This window comes from Streptomyces sp. SAI-127, assembly GCF_029894425.1.
Lineage (GTDB): Bacteria > Actinomycetota > Actinomycetes > Streptomycetales > Streptomycetaceae > Streptomyces.
In genome coordinates this window covers 4,317,753-4,334,465 of the sequence record NZ_JARXYJ010000001.1, presented here as the reverse complement: position 1 = coordinate 4,334,465, position 16,713 = coordinate 4,317,753, and the positions used below count along the sequence as shown (strand labels likewise).

Below are 16,713 nucleotides of genomic sequence, written 5' to 3'. Positions count from 1 at the left end.
GCGGGTTGCCTCCGGCACGTATCGTGAGTGTTTGTGGACCGTCCGCATCCAGGTCTGGGTACGGAACGAGCCGCAAGGCGAACGGAATTGACCAACCGGGCGGCCGGGGGAGGCAACGTGGACGACTATGCGGGTCGGGTGCTCGCCGACCGCTACCGCCTGCCGCTGCCTCCGTCCGACGAGTACGAACTCACCGAGACGCGCGCCTTCGACACCTACAGCGGACAGGAAGTCCTGGTCAGGCAGGTGCCGTTGCCCGAGGTCGTCGAGGCGGAGGTGCTCGACGCGGAGGGGCTGCCCGACGGGTTCACGGCCCGGGATCCCCGGGGTGCGCGCCGGACTTCGGGCCGGGGCGGTACCCGCCGGCCCACGGAACCTGCCGTGCGGCGGGCCGTCGAGGCGGCGCAGGCCGCCGCCCGGATACCCGACCATCCACGGCTCGACCAGGTCTTCGACGTGTTCGCCGAGGGCGGTTCGCTGTGGATCGTCAGCGAGTTGGTGCCCGCGCGGCCCCTTGCGGCACTGCTCGCGGAGAAGCCGCTGACGCCGTACCGGGCGGCCGAGGTCGCCTCGGACGTGCTCATGGCGCTGCGGGTGCTGCACGCGCACGGCTGGGTGCACCGCAACATCACCGCCCGTACGGTGCTCGTCTGCGACGACGGCCGAGTCATGCTGACCGGCCTCGCGGTCGGCGCGGCCGAGGAGGCACTGTGCGGGTACGACCCGGTGCCGGTCGAGGCGGGTGAGTGGGGCGCCGGAGACGGGGAGTCCGGGGCCGGGACTTCTGACGGTCCGGCCGGTGGACGTGCGGGTGCGGGACCGCGTGAGTCCGCCGTGGGCCCGGGTGCTGGGATCGGTGGCGCCGACGGGCGTGGGGGACCTGGTGGATACGGGGTTCCCGGGCAGTCGACGGGTCCGGCCGGTGGGTTCGGCGCTGCGGGCAGGAGCGGTGGTGCCGGGGCACCAGGCGCGGCGGGTGGTGCTCGTACGGCCCTCGGAAACGGTGGCCCCGGTGCGGCCTTCGGGCTGGACGCGCGGAGCGCCGGCCCTGGCCCGGGTGGTGCGCTCACCTTCGGTGGCGGTGACCCCGAGGCCGCCAGGCGGGCCGCGATCGAGGCACGGGAGGCCCGTGGGCTGCCCAGTGCCGGGGTGGAGGCGGCGAACGGGACCGGGGCTTCGGCCGAGCTCGTCCGCAGGGAGCCCGACGGCGGTACGGACATCCGCGCGGCGCGGGCCGGCGCGATCGCCGCGTATCGCGCGGGGGCACGGGCCGCGGCCCGGGTCCAGGAGGCTCAGAACAGCAGGGCCGCCCTGCCAGGAGCCCGCCCGGCACCGGAGGCCGACCCCGCCGCACGAACGTACGGCGACGAACCCGGCGTAGCGGCCGACGGGTTGGCGCCGCCGCCCTATCCGTCGGGGAATGGCGTGCCGCAGCCGCCGTATCCCTCGGCCAACGGCGTTGCACAGCCCCCGCAGCCGACTGCGAACGGCATCGAGCAGGCGCCCGGGGCCGGGGCTCCGGGGCAGATCGCCGATCCCTACGGAGCGCGCCCGGCCCCCTGGCACGGTGCCGTGCCGCGCGGCGGGGGTGCGGCGCCCGTGGGTGACGTTCCCCCTCTTGACGCTGTGCCTGCCGTTGAGCGGGTGTCCGCGTCCACCCGCTGGGAGGACCTCTCCCCTGCCGATGCCCCACCTGCCGATGCCCCCGCCCGCCGTGGTCCCGCCACCGCGCTCGCCGCCGAGCGGGCGCGGCAGGCCCGGATGGCCGTGGTGGGACCCGTCACCGAGCGCTGGGCGCCGGAGCAGGCCGGGCCGGTGCATGAGAACTGGCAGCTCGCCGCGCCCATCGGGCCCGCGACCGATCTGTGGGCTCTGGGAGCGTTGCTGTTCCGGGCCGTTCAGGGGCATGCGCCCTATCCCGAGGAGTCGACGGCCGAGCTGGTGCAGTTGGTGTGCGCCGAGCCGCCCGCCTTCGCCGAGGAGTGCGGTCCGCTCAGGCCGGTCGTGGAGTCGCTGCTGCGGCAGGACCCGACCGAGCGGCTGGACTTCGAGGAACTGCGCGGCTGGCTGCGGTCGCTGGTGCGGTCCGCGCCCGAGCCGGAGGCCGGCGCTCATGTCGTCGCCGCGCCCCCGGTGGACACGAGCAGGCTGCCGATCGTGCGGCGCCGGGGCGAGTTGGTGCGCAGGCGGCGCGCCGGGCTGCCGGCGACGCACGGACGGCACAAGCGGGCCCGGGAGGAGGCCGTCCCCTCACCGCGCCGGCTGGGCCGCAATCTGCTGCTGCTCATCCTGCTGGTGATGGCCGCGGCGATCGTGTACGCCATGTACTTCATGCCGAAGGCGGACCCCGGCGACGAGGGCGCCGACCAGCGGACGGGTTCCACCAGTCAGGCCGGTCCGGCGCAGTCCCCGGAGGCCGGAAGTGAGCCCCGGCCCGAGCCGACCACCCCCGAGCCGTCGCAGTCCAGCGGTGCCGCCGAGACCCAGACCGCCGGGCCCGAGGTCGCCGACGGCTTCACCCTGCGCACGGACGCCGAGGGCTTCAAGGTCGCGGTGGCGGGCGGCTGGGACCGCACCCCGAGGAACGGCCGCGGTCAGGTGGTCTACTCCCAGGGCAACTTCGAGCTGATCGTCGTCCCCGGGCGGGACACCGCGGCCGCGAACGGCAGCGACCCCATGGTCTATCAGCGGGAGAAGGAGCCCGAGCTCCAGCCCTACCGCGACTCCAGCTGGGCCACCGCCACCGGGCTGAAGTCGATCCAGGTGGGCACGCGGAGCATGGCCGAGGGGCAGTTCACCTGGACCGGCGACGACGGGCGCGAGCTGTACGTGCGCAATCTCGCGATCCTGATCGGCGGGAAGTACCACGTGGTGCAGGTACGCGGCCCGGAGGCGGAGCGGGACGAGGTCACCCGGCTGTACGAGCAGGCGTCGGCCACGTACCAGGTGACCGGCTGAAGGGACCGCTCCGAAGGCCCGGTTGGACGGCGTTGACGGACGCCGTACCGGCGGCGCAGGTTCACTCGTACTTCGCGGAAGCGACAACCGTCACAGTGAGGTCTCCTTGACGCCCCCCTGGTTCCCCTCGGCGCGGGCCGGTCCTTAGTCTGACTGCGTCAAGAGCATTGCGGGGAAACGTGAATCAGATGCAGGGCCTGCTCCTTGCGGGGCGCTACCGGCTCGCCGACCCGATAGGCAAGGGCGGCATGGGCCGCGTCTGGCGTGCCCATGACGAGGTGCTGCACCGGGCCGTGGCGATCAAGGAGTTGACCGCCGCGCTCTACGTTTCCGAGAGCGACCAGGCCGTGCTGCTCGCCCGGACCCGCGCCGAGGCGCGCGCGGCCGCCCGGATCAACCACTCGGCCGTCGTCACCGTGCACGACGTGCTCGACCACGACGGCCGGCCCTGGATCGTGATGGAGCTGGTCGAGGGCCGCTCGCTGGCGGACGCCGTCAAGGAGGACGGCCGTATCGAGGCGCGCGAGGCGGCCCGGATCGGGCTGTGGGTGCTGCGGGCCCTGCGTGCCGCGCACTCCGCCGGGGTGCTGCACCGGGACATCAAGCCCGGCAACGTCCTTCTCGCGCAGGACGGCCGCGTCCTGCTCACCGACTTCGGCATCGCCCAGATCGAGGGCGACACCACCATCACCCGCACCGGAGAGGTCGTCGGCTCGGTCGACTACCTCGCCCCCAAGCGGGTGCGCGGCGCCGACCCCGGCCCGTCCGCCGACCTGTGGGCGCTGGGCGCCACGCTGTACACGGCGGTCGAGGGACGCTCGCCGTTCCGCCGTACGACCCCGCTGACCACCATGCAGGCCGTCGTGGACGAGGAACCCGCCGAGCCGCGCCACGCCGGCCCGCTCGGGCCCGTCATCGCCGCCCTGCTGCACAAGGATCCCGCCGTGCGGCCCGAGGCGGCCGAGGCCGAGCAGATGCTCGCCGAGGCGGCTGAGGGACGGCGGCCGAGCGCGGCACAGGCGTATGTGCCGACGCAACATGTGCGTTCCCGCCATGAGCCGGGGGTGCACAGCGGGTCCCACAGTGGGCTCGGCACACCGACGACGGGCACACCGGTCAGCGGTACGTCGTATGTCTCGGCCACGGGACCGTCGTACGCCTCGGGCTCGGGCGGGACGTACCCCCCGGGCACCGGGGCGCCGTATCCCCAGGCGACCGGACCCACGGCCGTCGGTCACCCCTCCCACACCGGCACCGGCCCCATGACTCCCGCCGCCCCGCCCAGGCGGCGCCGCCTGCGGTCCTTCGCGCTCGTGGTCGCGCTCGCGGCGCTCGTGAGTGCCGGAACCGCGTTCGGCCTGCAGAAGTGGGACGAGGGGCGGGACTCGGGCGGTACGTCGAGTGCGTCGCCCAGTCCCACACCGAGCCCGCGGACCGGGGGAGGCGCCACGGACGGCTGGAAGCAGTACCCCGATCCCGTGGGCTTCAGCGTGTATCTGCCCAGGGGCTGGGAGCGGTCGGTCTTCGGGACCCCCGCCGACGGGCTGACCCAGATCGACTACTCGCCGGACGAGGGCAAGCACTTCGTCCGGATCGCCGTGGACACCTCGCCGGACTTCTTGGATCCCCTCGCCCACCAGCGCAACCTGGAACTGCAGATCGACGGGCTCAAGGACTACCACCGCGTGGGCATGGTCGAAAACACCTACCGTGACCGGCCGGGCGCCCGGTGGGAGTACACCTGGACCGCGCTGCCCAAGGACATCGCCTTCCCCGGGCCGCGCCGGGCCGTGGAGGAGACGTACATGTCCCGGGACGGCGTCGAGTACGTGATCTACATGTCGGCGCCCGCGAAGGACTGGCCGACCACCAGCAAGCAGTTCACGAAGGTGCTCCAGGGCTGGAAAGAGCCGAACAGCTGACGGAGTTGGCCGGTCACCGTCCCGGAGGGCATCCGTCCGCTGCGGCATGATGGGGCGCATGGGGACCGAGGGGGAAACCTTCCGTGTGATCGCGGGCCGTTATCGCCTGGAGGCGAGGATCGGGCGCGGCGGCATGGGCGTGGTGTGGCGGGCGACCGACCAACTGCTCGGCCGGCAGGTGGCCGTCAAGGAGATCCCCCTCGACGAGACACTCTCCGCCGAGGACGCCCGGCTCCAGCGCGACCGGACCCTGCGCGAGGCCGGCGCGGTGGCCAGGCTGTCCCACCCGCACATCATCGTGGTCCACGACGTCGTCGAGCAGGACGAACGGCCGTACATCGTCATGGAGTTGATCGACGGCGGCTCCCTCGCCGACCGGATCTCCGCGCACGGCCCGGTCGACGCCGCCGAGGCCGCCCGGATCGGCGCCGACCTGCTGAGCGCGTTGCGCGCGGCACACACGGCCGGTGTGCTGCACCGGGACATCAAGCCCGCCAACGTGCTCGTCGAGTCCGGCACCGGCCGGGTCGTGCTCACCGACTTCGGCATCGCACAGGTCGCGGGCGCCACCACCCTCACCGAGACCGGCTCCTTCGTCGGCTCGCCCGAGTACACCGCGCCCGAGCGGATGTCGGGGGTCAGGACCGGCCCGGAGGCCGACCTGTGGTCCCTGGGAGCGTTGCTGTGCACGGCCCTGAGCGGTGAGTCGCCGTTCAGGCGGGACTCGTTGGGCGGCATTCTGCACGCCGTCGTCATCGACGAGATCCGGCCGCCCGCGCAGGCCGAGCCGCTCCTTCCCGTCGTACGGGGACTGCTGGAGCGGGACCCCGAGCGGCGGCTGGACGCGGTGGAGGCGGAGCGGATGCTGCGGGCTTTCCGGGAGACGGGCCGCACGCCGCCGCGCCGGGCACCCGAGCGGGCGTACACGCCGACCCAGCGGGATCTTCCGCTACGGCGGTCCCCGGCGCCGGAGCGGGCCGGGCGCGGTGGGCTCATGGCACCGGTGCGGTGGCGGCGGGGCGTGCTCGTGGCGGTGCTGCTGGTCGCCGTGACGGCGGGAGCGGGGGTGTCGGCGGCGGTGCTGCTGATGGACCGGGGCGGGGATGACGGCCGTACGACCGCCGGTAGTCCGGTGCCCGGGACACCCACCGGCAGCCGGACCGGAACGGCGAAGCCGGCACCCACCGTGAGCCTCCCCTCCGCCCCCTCCGGTTACCGCGTCGCTCAGGACCCCGCCGGGTTCGCGCTCGCCGTGCCCGACGGGTTCATCCGTGAGCCGCAGGGGGAGCGGGTCTTCTACCTGTCGGCCGGGGAGACCTTCCGGCTGGGCATCAAGGTGACCGATCCCCAACCCGGTGGCCCCATGGGCGTGATGCGGCGCGCGGCCGCCAAGGGCCCGGAGACCAACCCCGGTTACCGTGACGGCCGGGTCACCTCGGTCACGCACCGCGGACAGCCCGCCGCGTTCTGGGAGTTCACCTGGGACGGCTTCAGCGCGGCCGAGGGCGCCCGGCACACCTACGACGTGTGCTGGGAGGAGGACGGCCGGCTGTACGACGTCTGGGTGTCGGCGCCGGCCGGGAAGGTGCGGGAGGCCAAGGAGTACTTCGACGTGGCGGTCGACACGTTCACTCTGCCGTAGAGATACGTCACGGGTGTGTGACCGGAACGCGTCACCTCTGGATGCCTGTGGGTCTGGCGCGATATGGATGAACCCATGAGCAGCAGCGGGGGAGTCGGCCACGAGTCCGACGAGACGACGAGTTATGTACTGCAACCTCCCAGGGCCCCTCAGCCGGAGCCGGGCGTCGGCCGGCTCATCGGGGGCCGATACCGGCTGCTCGCCAAGCTCGGGCACGGTGGCATGGGCACGGTGTGGCGGGCCAAGGACGAGACGGTGGACCGCGAGGTGGCCGTCAAGGAACCCCGCGTCCCGGACCATCTTCCCGAACGCGAACGAGCAAACGCCTTCGAGCGGATGCGTCGTGAGGCACGCGCAGCCGCCCGGCTGGACCATCCCTCCGTCGTGAACGTGCATGACGTGGCGGTCGTGGACGGCCGGCCGTGGATCGTGATGGAGCTGGTGCAGGGCCGTTCGCTGGGCGACGCGTTGCAGGAGGGCACCCTCGGGGCGCGGGAAGCGGCGAGAATCGGCCTCGAGGTGCTCGGCGCGCTGGAGGCGGCGCACGCGGGGGGCATCCTGCACAGGGATGTGAAACCGGACAACGTCCTGCTCGGCCGGTACGACCGGGTCGTCCTCACCGACTTCGGCATCGCCCAGATCGAGGGCGAGACCAACCTGACCGACACCGGCGGCTTCGTCGGCTCGCCGGAGTTCATCGCCCCCGAGCGGGTGCTGGGCCAGCGACCCGGCCCCGCCTCCGACCTCTGGTCCCTCGGCGTGGTCCTGTACGCGGCGACGGAGGGCGTCTCGCCGTTCCGCCGCAGCAACACCCCCGCGACCCTCCAGTCCGTCCTCAACGCCACGCCCGCGCCGCCCGCCGCCGCGCACGGCCCGCTCGCCGAGGCCATCAACGGCCTCCTCCAGAAGGACCCGGCGCGCCGCCCGAACGCCGCGCAGGTCAGGGCGCTCCTGGAGGCCACCGCCCACCCGCCCGTCCCCGAGCCCACGCAGATCGTGCGGACCGTGGAGGTCCCCGCGGGCGGCGGCCTCCGGCTGGGCCGCAAGGCGTGGCTCGGGCTCGGCGCGGCGGTCGTCGCGGCCGCGGTGGCGGCGTATCTGGTGATCGCGGACCCGTTCGCGGGACCGCTGCCGGACGGCTGGACCAAGAAGCACACCAAGGACGTCGCCGCGACGCTTGCCGTGCCCGCGGACTACCAGCCCACCACGCCCGACCGGAAGACGGACAAGACCCACTGGATCACGTACGCCGACTACAGCGGCAGCATCTGGATCGAACTGACCCTGGACCGGAAGGCCGAGGACACCGCGAACAACATCGCGGGGTCCGCGGCCGCCGAGATGTACGACGACGACAGTCGGTTCAAGGAGAGCGGCGAGTACGACCTCAGCATGCCGGACACCGCGAAGACCCGGCCGGAGGACCAGACCTACCAGGGCCGCAAGGCCGCCAAGAACACCGTCACGTACAAGACCACGGACACGCAGAATTCCCGCCCGCGCGAACTCCAGATCTTCTACTACCGGACCTCCACCGGCGACATGTACAAACTCACCGTCAGCTATCCCGGCAAGGGGGACTTCACCGGGCGGGGGCGGGAGGTGGCGCGGACGGCGCTCGCGAATCTGGGCGTGGACAGGCTCTGACGGGATCGGCTGGGGGGACTGATGGTGTCTTTGGTTGACCTCGGGGGTCTGTTGGTGCCGACCGGGCCCGGAGTGAGGATGGAGTTGATGACATCCCGTGGCGACGGCTCCCTCGTGGCCGTCACCGTCCTCCGTGGCCGGACGGCGATCCAGCTCCAGGCATTCCGCATGCTCCCGGACACCTCCTGGGCGACCGTCCGTGAGCAGCTGGCCCGGTCGATACGCAGGTACGGCGGTTCCGTCGAGGAACGCGTCGGCCGCGCGGGAACCGAACTCCAGGCCGTCGTGCGGATCCAGGGCCCTCCCGGCAAGGACCGGCAGACCGTGCGGGCCCTCGGCTCCGACGGCCCGGGCTGGCTTCTCCGCGGTTTCGTGTCGGGAGTCGGGGCAGCGCCCGACAGCGAGGAGGAGTGGCCCTACGACACCTTCCAGGGGACCGTCGTACGCATGTCCTCCGCTCCCCGGCGCACCGACACGCTGATCGTCCTGAGGCCGCCACAACTGGACGCCTGAGCCCGGGTCATGGGCTGACGGGCCTCTGACCCCGTCACTTCGACAACGGCACGATGCGCACGGTACTCATGTGCCATGAGCGAAGACGGCGAACACTCGTCCGACGGGCGTCTGATCGGTGGGCGTTACCGACTGGTCGAACGGGTCGGCTCCGGGCCGAACGGCACGGTGTGGCGGGCTCGCGACGAGCAGGACGAGCGCTATGTCGCCGTCAAGGAACCCCTTCTGACCGGGGATCCGGAGGACGAGGAGCGGCAGCGGGCCGCGCACCGGCTGCCGCACGAGGCCCGTGCCGCCGCGCGGGTCGACCACCCGGCGGCCGTCGCCATCCACGACGTACTCCTCGAGGACGAACTTCCCTGGATCGTCATGGAGTGGGTGGAAGGGGAGTCGCTGGACGCCGCCCTGGCCGGACGGGGGCCACTGGCGGACGCCGAGGCCGCCCGGATCGGGCTCGCCGTCCTCGGCGCGCTGCACGCCGCCCACCGCGTCGGCATCGTCCACCGCGACCTGAAACCGTCCAACGTCCTCCTCGAAGCCGCCGGCGACCGTGTCGTCGTCACCGACTTCGGCATCGGAGCCGCCGGGCAGGGCAATGCCGAGGAGGCCGCCGTCGGTTTCGTCGCCCCGGAGTGCGTCTCGGGGCGGGGCGCGGGTCCCGCCTCCGACCTGTGGTCGCTGGGCGCCCTGCTCCGCTCGGCCGTGGCGGGCGGCGAGGTCGCGGAGAGCGGTTCCCTCGGCCGGCTGCTGGAGCGGCTCCTCGCCGCCGAACCGGAGTCGCGGCCGGCGGCGGCGGAGGCCGCCGAGGTACTGGCCGAGGTTGCCGGTACGAGCCTGCCGAAGTGGGCCGCGGAAGCACTCGCTTCCCCTCCGGCCGTGGAAGCCCCGGCACCCACCCCCGTGCGGCCCCCGGCCGACGCCACCGAGCCGACCACCGCGACCCACGAGCCCCGCCGTCTCACGGCCCTCTCCGCGCTGGGCCTCCTGCTCCAGAAAAAACCCGAACGCGGCTGATCATCCTCGTCCAACGCCCTGATCAGCACATTCACCGCCAGTCATCACTGGCAAGGTGTGTGTACTCCGTGAACGCCCGTTACCGACGGGTACCCAAAGCCCCCGCTCCCGAATACCCTGCGGCCATGACGGACGCGCAGGCCCAGGCCAAGACCGGCACGAACCCCCTCGCCCCCGCCCCGGAGGGCGCCCGTACCGCGGCCGACGTGGTCACCCCGGAGCTGGTCGCCCAGCTCACCAAGGGCGTGACCGGGTCCGGTCGTACCGCCAACCACACGCCGTTCACCGGCGAGAAGCTGGCCGACCTGCCCGAGTCGACGCCCGAGGACGTGGAGAAGGCCTTCGAGGCGGCCCGCAAGGCGCAGGCCGTGTGGGAGCGGACCCCGGTACGGCAGCGCGCCGCCGTCCTGCTCCGCTTCCACGATCTGATCCTCGAACGCCAGGCCGAGGTCCTCGACCTCATCCAGCTGGAGACCGGCAAGGCCCGTCTGCACGCCCACGAGGAGGTGCAGGCGGTCGCCGTGGCGGCGCGGCACTACGGCCGTAAAGCGCCCGCCTACCTCAAGCCGAAGCGGCACACCGGCGCCGTGCCGACCCTCACCAAGGTCACCGAGCTGCGCCACCCGCGCGGGGTCGTCGGCCAGATCGCCCCCTGGAACTACCCGCTGGAGCTGTCCGTCGGCGACGCGCTCCCCGCCTTCGTCGCGGGCAACGCCGTCGTCATGAAGCCGGACACCGAGACCTGCCTGACCGCCCTGTGGGCCCGCGACCTGCTCGTCGAGGCCGGCCTGCCCGCCGAGGTCTTCCAGGTCGTGCTCGGCGACGGTCCCGTCGTCGGCCCCGAGGTCGTCCGGCACGCCGACTACGTCTCCTTCACCGGCTCCACCCGCACCGGCCGCGAGGTCGCCCAGGGCGCCGCCGCCCGGCTGATCGGCGTCTCCCTCGAGCTCGGCGGCAAGAACGCCATGCTGGTCCTGGAGGACGCCGACATCGAGAAGGCCGCCGCCGGTGCCGTCCGCGCCTGCTTCTCCTCGGCCGGCCAACTCTGCATCTCCATCGAGCGGTTGTACGTCCACGAGTCGATCGCGGACGTCTTCCTCGAGCGCTTCGCCGCCCGCACCAAGGCCATGCGGCTCGGCAAGTCCCTCGCCTACGGTGCCGACATGGGCTCGCTGGTGGGGGAGCGGCAGCTGGAGACGGTCACCCGCCATGTCGAGGAGGCCGTGTCGAAGGGGGCCAAGGTCGTCGCCGGTGGCGTCGCCCGCCCGGACATCGGCCCCTACTTCTTCGAGCCGACCATCCTCGACGGCGTCACCGAACCGATGGCCGTGTGCACCGAGGAGACCTTCGGCCCGGTCGTCTCCCTCTACCGTTTCAAGACCGAGGACGAGGCGGTCGAGCTCGCCAACTCCACGCCGTACGGCCTGAATTCCTCGGTGTGGACGAAGGACGGCAGGCGCGGCCGCGAGATCGCCTCACGGGTCCGGGCCGGCACGGTCAACGTCAACGAGGGGTACGCCTCCGCCTACGGCAGCGTCCAGTCCCCGATGGGCGGCATGAAGGACTCCGGCCTCGGCCGCCGCCATGGCTCCGAGGGCATCCTCAAGTACACCGAGGCCCAGACGGTCGCCCAGCAGCGGCTGCTGCCGATGGCGCCCTCGCTGGGGATGGACGACGAGAAGTACGCGCAGTTCATGAGCCGGAGCCTGAGGCTGATGAAGGCCTTCCGCTTCAAGTAGAAACACCCGTTCTCAACGACGTTCTCAACGAGGAGAGCACGTGCCACAGGACACCTACGACTACGACGTCATCGTCGTCGGATCAGGCTTCGGCGGCAGCGTCACCGCCCTTCGCCTCACCGAGAAGGGCTACCGCGTAGGTGTCCTGGAAGCCGGCCGCCGTTTCACCCGCGAGACCCTCCCCAGGAACTCCTGGGACCTGAAGAACTACCTCTGGGCGCCGAAACTCGGCATGTTCGGCATCCAGCGCATCCATCTCCTGGGCAACGTCATGGTCCTCGCGGGGGCGGGTGTCGGCGGCGGCTCGCTCAACTACGCCAACACCCTCTACGTCCCCCCGAAGCCGTTCTTCGAGGACCCCCAGTGGCGTGACATCACGGACTGGCAGGAGGAGCTGAAGCCGTTCTACGACCAGGCCCGCCGCATGCTCGGGGTACGGCTCAACCCGACGATGACCCCCTCCGACGTGCACCTCAAGGCGGCCGCGGAGCGGATGGGCGTCGGCGACACCTTCCACATGGCCCCGGTCGGCGTGTTCTTCGGCGACGGCGAGGACGCGGACGGCGCCGCCAAGGCCGAACCCGGTGAGCAGGTGGACGACCCCTACTTCGGCGGCGCGGGCCCCGCCCGCAGGGCCTGCACCGAGTGCGGCGAGTGCATGACCGGCTGCCGGCACGGCGCCAAGAACACCCTGAACGAGAACTACCTCTACCTCGCCGAGAAGGCGGGCGCGGTCGTGCACCCCCTCACCTCCGTCGTGTCGGTCACCGACGACTCCCAGGGCGGCTACGCGGTCGCGACCCTCCCCACCGACGAGCGCCGCGCGAAGGGCCGCACCTTCAAGGCCCGCCATGTCGTCATCGCCGCCGGCACCTACGGCACCCAGACCCTCCTGCACCGTATGAAGGCGGGCGGCCAACTGCCGTACATCTCGGACCGGTTGGGCGAGCTCACCCGCACCAACTCCGAGGCCCTGGTCGGCGCCCAGACAGACAACCGCCGCTACCGCAGGGCCACGGGTGCGCCCAAGGTCGACTTCACCCAGGGTGTCGCCATCACCTCGTCCATCCACCCGGACGACAACACCCACATCGAGCCGGTCCGCTACGGCAAGGGCTCCAACTCGATGGGCGGCCTGTCGATCCTCCAGGTGCCGTACGCCGAGGGCTCGTCGAGGGTCATGGCCTGGCTGGCGAACGCCGCGAGGCACCCGCTCCTCGTCCTGCGCTCCCTCTCCAACCGCCGCTGGTCGGAGAAGACCATCATCGGCCTGGTCATGCAGTCACTGGACAACTCCCTGTCGACGTACCTGAAACCGGACGGCGTCGGCAAGGGCCTGCTCACCGCCCGGCAGGGCCACGGCGCCCCCAACCCCAAGCAGATCAGGGCCGCTTCCGAGGCCGCTTCCGCGATCGCCGCCGACATCAACGGCTTCGCCGGCTCCAACGTCGGCGAGCTGATGGGCGCCCCGCTCACCGCGCACTTCCTCGGCGGCTGCCCGATCGGCTCCTCCCGCGACACCGGCGTCATCGACCCGTACCACCGGCTCTACGGGCACCCCGGGATCTCGGTCGTGGACGGCGCCGCGGTCTCCGCCAACCTCGGCGTGAATCCCTCGCTGACGATCACCGCGCAGGCGGAGCGGGCGATGTCGTACTGGCCCAACAACGGCGAGCAGGACCCGCGTCCGGAGCAGGGCGAGGCGTACGAGCGGCTGAACCCCGTCGAGCCCACGTCACCGGCGGTCCCGGCGGAGGCCTTCGGCGCGCTGAAGCTGCCGTTCCTGGGGATGCCGGCGGTGCCGAAGAAGTCGTAGAGCCCGAAAACGCCAAAGAGAAGGACCTGCACCCCCCTCCGAGCGCAGGTCCTTCTCTTTTTCTCGCGTCAAGCTGTGTGTACGGCTTTCACGGCCCTACGACTCAGGCGTGGGCGCCGGTCGCACCCTTGCGCCGCTTCACCGCGAAGACCACACCGGTACCGGCGACGACGGCGAAGCCGCCGACGAGGCCGAGGACCGGCAGGGCCGAGCTGGAACCGGTCTCGGCGAGCTGACCGTCCACGTCGACGTTGTTGACGTCGGAGATGGCGCCCTTGCCGCCGGTCTGCGGCTTGGCGTCGTTCGGCTTGCCGGGGTCGGAGCCGGCCGGCAGGACCTCGAAGTAGTAGATGCCGTAGTTCTCGTCGCTGGAGACCCAGCAGCCCTTCTCGTCCGAGTACTCGGCGAGACCGATGGCGATGCCGATCGCGCTCGGGACCTTGCGGTCGACCTTCACCCGCAGCTGGTAGCTGAGGGAGTCGCCGCCGTCGAGGGTGAAGGCGTTGAACGAGCCGCCCTCGCCGAACTGCGTGGACACGTCGACCCAGGAGCCGCCCTGCTTCACCTGCACGGTGACCAGGTCGCTGTAGTCCTCCTCGAAGTCCCAGTCGACCGCCCCGACACCGACGAAGGGCTGGATGTCCTTGATCGTGTCGTCACCGGAGTTCTTCACGTTGAACTTGAAGTTCGTCCAGCCGCTGCCCGCCACGATGCTCTCGGGCAGGCCGGTCAGCGAGCTGTGCAGCGCGTCGCTGTCGTTGATGACCGGGCCGCCGTCCTCGTCGACCTCGCACTCGTCGATGGGCTCGCCGCTCTCGCTCGGCGAGGGGCTGGCGCTGGCGGAGGCAGAGCCGGACGGGCTCGTCGAAGGGCTGCTGCTGGTGGTGGCCGAGCTGGAGGCAGTCGTGGAGGGCGAGCCGGTGGCGGGCGTGCTCGCCGGGTCCGCCGGGGTCGTCGCCGGGTCCGTCGGAGTGCTCTCGGGGGCCGTCGTGGTGGCGTCGGCGGGCGTGCTCTCCGTCGCGGTCGGAGCGGGGGACTCGGACTCGTCCGCGAACGCGGTCGGCGCGGCGAACAGGGCCAGCGGTGCTATCGCGGCGGTCGCGGCCGCGGCGGCCAGTGCACGGCGAAGCTTCATGAAGACCTCGGAAGTCAGGTGTGCCGCGTTTCCCGCAGCACGCGTCAGGGAGAGGCCTCCGCGTGTGGGGCGCGGGTGGGGCCCGTGGTTCGTGAGGTTTGATCCACGAGACCTGTGAATGGTTGTGCGGGCATTCACAGGAAACTTATGTGGGCTGAGTCACACATGAGTTGTTCTTGTGAACGGGCTTTCCCAGGCTCTAGAACTGACCCACGTGTCAGAAGACCCCAAGATCCCCGACGACGTCTGGGAACGGTTCGCCCGTGACTCAGAGCGGGACATCCGAGACTCCGCCCCCAAGGAACCGTCCGCGCGGGCCCGTGAGGTGACGGAGCGACTGCGGCGACAGGAAGCGCGCGGCGAACTGCCGGAAGGCTGGCGGACCGGACCTGCCGGGCAGCAGAAGAAGAGCCGGCGCGGCCTGTGGGGCGTCCTCGGTGTCGCCGTCGCGGTCGTGGTGGCCGTCGTGGCGGTGAAGCCCTCGCTGGTGCCGGGCGACCCCTTCGGCCGGGGAACCTCCTTTGAGGCCGCGTCCTCCCCGCTGCCCGAGGAGACGGCGGCGCCCACCGCCGCGCCCTCCGCGGAGGCCTCCGCGATCCCCACCCTGGACGACCCGTTCGCCGGCTCGCCCGCCAAGCGCTGGGCCGACGGTGCCGCGGGGATCGCCGTACCGGAGGCGAAGGCCGTCGGCGGCCGGTCCAAGGCGACGACCGAGCAGGCACTGGAGCTGACCAGGAAGCTCCTGGTCGAGTCCAACCTCGACCCGGGCACCCTGCGCGGCGAACACCCGAAGGCGGCGCTCGACGTCCTGGACCCGGTGCAGAAGGAGGTCCGTGGGCTCATGGAGACCGCCCTGGGCAAGCCGGACCGGAAACACGACCCGCTGTGGATGTTCAGCCGCTTCGACCCCAAGGAGGTCCGGCTGGTCGGCGACGTCGTGAAGACGCGCGGCCGGATGACGTTCAAGGCCGGTGACCACGCTTCGGTCGCCGTGCACGCCGACTACACCTTCGTCTACCCGGTCGTCCAGACCAACGGTTCCACGGAGGTCACCCGCACGATCATCCGCCGTGTCCTCGACGTCGAGATCTCCGACCCGGCCAGGTATCAGGTGACCCCGGGCAAGCTCACGGTCGTGAAATGGGACCAGGACATCAACAACTCCGCCTGCGAGGTCTACGACGGCTTCCTGCACCCGGACTTCGCGTCGTCCGAGCCGACCGGGCCTGCCCCCTCGGGACCGACGAAGGACCCGTACGACCGCAGCCAACCCCTCGGCCCGAACCGTGACGAAAGCTGCGGAACGGTGTCCCGAGTCTGAGTCCACGCAGGCGAAGGGCCCCACGGGACGGATCCGTGGGGCCCTTCTTTCGTCAGCACCGACGTCAGGGCTGCGCCGGTGCCTGGGAGCGGCGCCGGGGGGTTGCGCCGCTTGCTCACGATGCTGTTGTGCGCTGCGTCCCTGCCGCCTGCCGTGCTCCCGGTCGGCGCCCCGGCGCACAAGGGGCGCGCGAATGGTCTGGACCTCTGGCAGTACGTGGACGCAATGCGAATGCAGTTGTCTGCGGAGGGACTTGGGGGCTTTCTAGGCATCGTGCTGGATGGACGCGGCCTCCGCAACCGTTTGGCCCAGCCTTGTGCCGGTACTTGTCCCGCCGGTCGGCCCCGGGCGTCCCCGGAGCCGGCCGTTCTCTTGGGTGACCGGGCTGCTGTCCCCTGCCGTCCGGTCACTTCCTGGAGCGAGGTCCCACGACGCACGGCAAGATCCGTACGTCTCATCGCTCCAGCGAGCCACGCGTGGTTCTGGCGGGCCCGCCCCTGGCTGGCACGGACACCACCACCAACGAAGCGCCCCGGGGCTCGGTCACGCGCCGTACGGGTGAGACCGGACCCGAACTCAGATGCGACCCCTGCACAGTTCGAGCAGCGTCATGGCGAGGGAGGTCCCCGGCTTGCCGAGCGCCTCGCGGTAGCGGCCGAGGATCTCCATCTCGCGGGCGAGGTGGACCCGTCGGCCGCCGGAGGCGATACGGGTCTGCTGGACGACGGACGAGACGGCCATCCGTTCCTGGATCAGACCGATGATCCGGTCGTCGAGGGCGTCGACGCGCTCACGGGCGTCCGCGATGGTCGCTTCCGGTGTGGTGGTCACGTGGGCTCCTGGGTGGGGTGGGTGCCCCGGAGCGGCAAGGTCCGGAAAACACCAGGCGCCCCGGACCTTGTCGGCCCGGGGCGCCTGGGAAGTCGCTTGTCAGTTGCTCAAGCAGCACGACCATGGCAGCCGGCGGGCCGGGTGCCATAGGTAAACAGGAAGGTCGTCTGCGTGA

General features: G+C 71.7%; 11 protein-coding genes. 9 read left to right on the top strand and 2 right to left on the bottom strand.

Annotation, left to right across the window (positions count from 1 at the left end):
• Nucleotides 1–117: 117 nt before the first annotated feature.
• The 8 genes from M2157_RS19605 (at nucleotide 118) to M2157_RS19570 (ending at nucleotide 13,251) form a co-directional block, all read left to right on the top strand.
• The gene (locus tag M2157_RS19605; protein WP_280865843.1) at nucleotides 118–2,958 is read left to right on the top strand and encodes a protein kinase; all 2,841 of its coding nucleotides are present in this window, start codon (nucleotides 118–120) and stop codon (nucleotides 2,956–2,958) included.
• Nucleotides 2,959–3,146: 188 nt separating this feature from the next.
• Nucleotides 3,147–4,880: a serine/threonine-protein kinase gene (locus M2157_RS19600; RefSeq protein WP_280868243.1), complete on the top strand. Its 1,734-nt coding sequence runs from the start codon at nucleotides 3,147–3,149 to the stop codon at nucleotides 4,878–4,880.
• Nucleotides 4,881–4,938: 58 nt separating this feature from the next.
• Entirely contained in the window at nucleotides 4,939–6,522 is a 1,584-nt protein-coding gene (locus M2157_RS19595) for a serine/threonine-protein kinase (RefSeq protein WP_280865842.1), read from the top strand.
• A 75-nt stretch (nucleotides 6,523–6,597) separates the two neighbouring features.
• Nucleotides 6,598–8,169 (top strand): serine/threonine-protein kinase, encoded by a 1,572-nt coding sequence (locus M2157_RS19590; RefSeq protein WP_280863053.1) that lies wholly within the window; start codon nucleotides 6,598–6,600, stop codon nucleotides 8,167–8,169.
• Nucleotides 8,170–8,190: 21 nt separating this feature from the next.
• Nucleotides 8,191–8,682 (top strand): DUF3710 domain-containing protein, encoded by a 492-nt coding sequence (locus tag M2157_RS19585; RefSeq protein ID WP_280863052.1) that lies wholly within the window; start codon nucleotides 8,191–8,193, stop codon nucleotides 8,680–8,682.
• Between the two features lie 75 nt (nucleotides 8,683–8,757).
• On the top strand, nucleotides 8,758–9,696 hold the full coding sequence (locus tag M2157_RS19580; protein WP_280865841.1) for a serine/threonine-protein kinase: 939 nt from the start codon (nucleotides 8,758–8,760) through the stop codon (nucleotides 9,694–9,696).
• A 125-nt stretch (nucleotides 9,697–9,821) separates the two neighbouring features.
• Entirely contained in the window at nucleotides 9,822–11,435 is a 1,614-nt protein-coding gene (locus M2157_RS19575) for a succinic semialdehyde dehydrogenase (RefSeq protein ID WP_280863050.1), read from the top strand.
• A gap of 40 nt (nucleotides 11,436–11,475) precedes the next feature.
• Nucleotides 11,476–13,251: a GMC family oxidoreductase gene (locus tag M2157_RS19570; protein WP_280865839.1), complete on the top strand. Its 1,776-nt coding sequence runs from the start codon at nucleotides 11,476–11,478 to the stop codon at nucleotides 13,249–13,251.
• Between the two features lie 103 nt (nucleotides 13,252–13,354).
• Here M2157_RS19570 and M2157_RS19565 read toward each other — a convergent pair whose 3' ends face one another.
• Entirely contained in the window at nucleotides 13,355–14,386 is a 1,032-nt protein-coding gene (locus M2157_RS19565; protein WP_280863048.1) for an LPXTG cell wall anchor domain-containing protein, read from the bottom strand.
• A gap of 214 nt (nucleotides 14,387–14,600) precedes the next feature.
• Here M2157_RS19565 and M2157_RS19560 point away from each other — a divergent pair, with 214 nt between their 5' ends.
• Nucleotides 14,601–15,707 carry a hypothetical protein gene (locus tag M2157_RS19560; RefSeq protein WP_280863047.1) on the top strand — a complete coding sequence of 369 codons (1,107 nt, stop codon included), beginning with the start codon at nucleotides 14,601–14,603 and terminating at the stop codon, nucleotides 15,705–15,707.
• 576 nt (nucleotides 15,708–16,283) lie between these two features.
• Here M2157_RS19560 and M2157_RS19555 read toward each other — a convergent pair.
• The gene (locus M2157_RS19555; RefSeq protein WP_280865837.1) at nucleotides 16,284–16,538 is read right to left on the bottom strand and encodes a chorismate mutase; all 255 of its coding nucleotides are present in this window, start codon (nucleotides 16,536–16,538) and stop codon (nucleotides 16,284–16,286) included.
• Nucleotides 16,539–16,713 lie beyond the last annotated feature (175 nt).